The organism is Cellulomonas septica, from assembly GCF_012396155.1.
GTDB classification, from domain to species: domain Bacteria; phylum Actinomycetota; class Actinomycetes; order Actinomycetales; family Cellulomonadaceae; genus Cellulomonas; species Cellulomonas septica.
This window is the reverse complement of record NZ_JAAXOY010000430.1, coordinates 1-3,122: the sequence shown is the minus strand read 5'-3', so window position 1 is coordinate 3,122 and position 3,122 is coordinate 1. Positions and strand designations below refer to the sequence as shown.

General features: G+C 74.5%; 3 protein-coding genes. All 3 read right to left on the bottom strand.

The features are described 5' to 3' along the window. Positions 1-88: 88 nt before the first annotated feature. Positions 89-1,207 (bottom strand): LLM class flavin-dependent oxidoreductase, encoded by a 1,119-nt coding sequence (locus HGA02_RS14485; protein ID WP_168679682.1) that lies wholly within the window; start codon positions 1,205-1,207, stop codon positions 89-91. Positions 1,208-1,218: 11 nt separating this feature from the next. Next, positions 1,219-2,328: an LLM class flavin-dependent oxidoreductase gene (locus HGA02_RS14480; protein ID WP_168679680.1), complete on the bottom strand. Its 1,110-nt coding sequence runs from the start codon at positions 2,326-2,328 to the stop codon at positions 1,219-1,221. 91 nt (positions 2,329-2,419) lie between these two features. Further along, positions 2,420-3,122: LLM class flavin-dependent oxidoreductase (locus HGA02_RS14475; RefSeq protein ID WP_343035490.1), on the bottom strand; the 703-nt coding region annotated here is incomplete at its 5' end.

Sequence of the window (3,122 nt, the reverse complement as noted above, 5' to 3'; positions counted from 1 at the left end):
GCCCGCCGTCAGGCCGGACGCGCACCTGCGTCGCCCGTGGGCCGTCCCGTCGGGTCCCCCGACGGCGACGGGACGGCCGGTCCGGGCGTCAGGCGGGCTGCGGCACGGACGACGTGGCGGTGAACCCGGCGGCGCGACGCTCGTCGGCCGGCGACCACAGCGTGGTGCCCACCTCGGCCTGCACGAGCGGCACGACCTCCTCGGCGAACCGGCGCAGCACGTCCTCCTGGCGGGACGGCTCGAGCAGGTGGTTGACGGAGACGGACTGCAGGTCGTGGCCGTAGGAGCGGTGGTAGTCGAGGATCTTCTCGGCGACGCGCTCGGGCGACCCGACCAGGGCAGGGCCGCGCTCGACGGCCTCCTCGATCGTGCGGAAGCTCGTCACCTTCCCGACGGCCGCCGGGTCACGCCGGCGGGCGTCCTGCGCGCGGACCAGCCCCTCGTACAGCGGCCGGTACTGCTCGACGGCCTCCTCGGTGGTGTCGGCGAGGAACAGCCCGCCGGACCCGGACCCGACGTAGGCGTACTGCGGGTCGTGCCCGCGCGCGGCGTACTGCTCGCGGTAGTGGTCGATGAGCACCTGGTAGTTCTCGCGCGGCTGCAGCGCGTTCGCGGAGACGATCGGGTCGCCCCACCGGGCGGCGAGCTCGACGGCGAACCGCGACGTGGCCGAGCCGTGCCAGATGCGGAACGGCCCGTTGAACGGCCGCGGCAGCGTCGTGGCGTGCTCGAGCGACGGGCGGTGGCGACCTTCCCAGGAGAGGTCCTCGCCGGACAGCAGCAGCCGGAGCAGCTCGTAGTTCTCCTCGAGGTACTCGTACTGCTGCGCGATGTCGAGGCCGAGCAGCGGGTACTGGAGCACCTCGTTCCCCTTGCCGATGACGATCTCGAGCCGGCCACGGCTGAGCTGGTCGACGGTCGCGAGGTCCTCGGCGACGCGGACGGGGTCGAGCAGCGACAGCACGGTCACGCCGGTCGACAGCAGGATGCGCGACGTGCGGGCCGCGACGGCGCCGAGGATGACGGTCGGCGCGGAGGACAGCACGTCGCCCGCGTGCCGCTCTCCCACGGCGAACGAGTCGAACCCCAGGTCCTCCGCGAGGACCGCGTGGTCGATGACGCGCTGGAGCCGGTCGGACGGCGGGACGGCCTCGCCCGTGACGGGGTGCGGCGGGTTGAAGACGATGTCGAGCAGCTGGAAGCGCATCGCCGGCCCCCTCAGGCGGCCTTCGCCGCGGCGGCGTCGCGCTCGGCGACCCCCTCGCGCACGAGCGGGATGACGTAGCGGCCGAAGTCGGCGGCGTCGTGCAGCAGGTCGTACCCGCGCGCGGAGATCACGCGGACGCCGAGGTCGTAGTACGCGAGCAGGGCCTGCGCGACGGCCTCGGGCGTACCGACGAGCGCGTTGGAGTTGCCCGCGCCGCCGGTCGCCTGGGCGGTCGCGGTCCACAGCGCGGTGTCGAACCGCTCGCCCTGCGCGGCGATCTCCAGGAGGCGCTGAGAGCCGGCGTTCTGCGGGGCGTCGATCGAGTGACGACGGCTGAGGGTGCCGCCCAGCGCGGCCTTGCGCGCCTCGATGCGCCCGAGGATCGCGTGCGCCTTCTCCCAGGCGAGCTCCTCGGTCGGCGCAATGATCGGCCGGAACGCGGCGTGGATGCGCGGCGGGGTGGTGCGGCCCGCGGCGGCGGCCTCGCGGTGGATGCGCGCGATCTGCTCGGCGGTGCGGTCGAGCGGCTCGCCCCAGACGGCGAAGATGTCGGCCTCCGCCGCGCCCACGCGGTACGCGGCGTCCGACGAGCCGCCGAACGAGATCGTCGGGGTCCGCCCCTCGTACGGCGTGACGTCGAGGACGAAGTCGCGGAACTCGTAGAACTCGCCGGAGTGGTCGAACGCCTCGCGGCTGGCCCACGCCTTCTTGACGACCTGGATGTACTCCCGGGTGCGCGCATAGCGCTCGTCCTTGGTGAGCGTGTCGCCCTCGCGCTGCTGCTCGTGGTCGTTCCCGCCCGTGATGAAGTGCACCGACAGCCGGCCCTCGGACAGCTGGTCGAGCGTCGCGAACGACTTCGCGGCGAACGTCGGGTACGACACGTTGGGCCGGTGCGCGAGCAGCAGCTCGATGGTCTCGGTGCGCGCGGCGGCGTGCGCGAGCAGCGCCGACGGCTCCGGGCCCGACGACCCGTACGCGAACAGCACGCGGGTCCAGCCGTACTCCTCGTGCGTGCGGACGATCCGCTCGAGGTACTGGCGGTCGAACGGCGCGGTGGTGCGCTCGGACGTCTCGGAGGCGTCGCTCGTGGTGGCGATGCCGAGGAACTCGACGGGCACGGGTCTCTCCTGCTCTCGGGTGGGCGCGGTGGGTCGGGGTCGGGTCGTGGTCGGCGGAGGCGGTCGGCTCGGACGGCCGGGCGCGGGGAGGTCAGACGGTCGCGGCGACGGGCTCGCGGTCGGTGAGGGCGGCCGGCGCGCTCGCGCCCCACGCCTGCGCGATCAGCTCGAACGAGCGGACGCGCGCCGCCGGGTCGTGCACCTCGGTCGTGAGCAGCAGCTCGTCGGCGCCGGTCGCACGCTGCAACGCCTCCAGCCGCTCGACGACCGTGGCGACGCTGCCGACGAAGCGCGTGCTCACGCGGTCGAGCAGCAGCGCGCGCTCGTGCTCGGGACGGTCCTCCCACGGCGTGCCGGTGCCGGGCCGCGGGTAGGCGGCCGCGCCTCCCCCACCGCGGATCGACAGCACCCAGTCCGCGAACCCGTCGGCCAGCCCGGCCGCGCGCTCGTCGGTCTCCGCGGCGAGGACGTCGGCGGACACCACGACGTAGGGCGCGTCGAGCACGCCCGGCCGGAACGCGTCGCGGTACTGCTCGACGGTCTCCAGCACGGTCGACGGGCTCACGTGGTAGTTCGCCGCGAGCGGCAGGCCGAGCTCGCCCGCGACGCGCGCGCTCTCGCCGCCGCTCGACGCGAGGACCCACAGGTCGAGGTCGGCGCCCTGCACGGGCGGGCTCACGTAGGGGCGGCCGTCGGCGTCGTGGAACGTCCCCGCGCGCAGCCCGAGCACGACCTCGAGCTCCGCACGGAAGTCGCCCGACGTGCGGCTCGCCCCGATCACGCGCGTCTGCGCG

What these genes read in the sequence shown, in the direction of transcription:
- HGA02_RS14485 (WP_168679682.1), bottom strand. Translation starts at nt 1,207, where the DNA reads ATGCGCTTCCAGCTGCTCGACATCGTCTTCAACCCGCCGCACCCCGTC.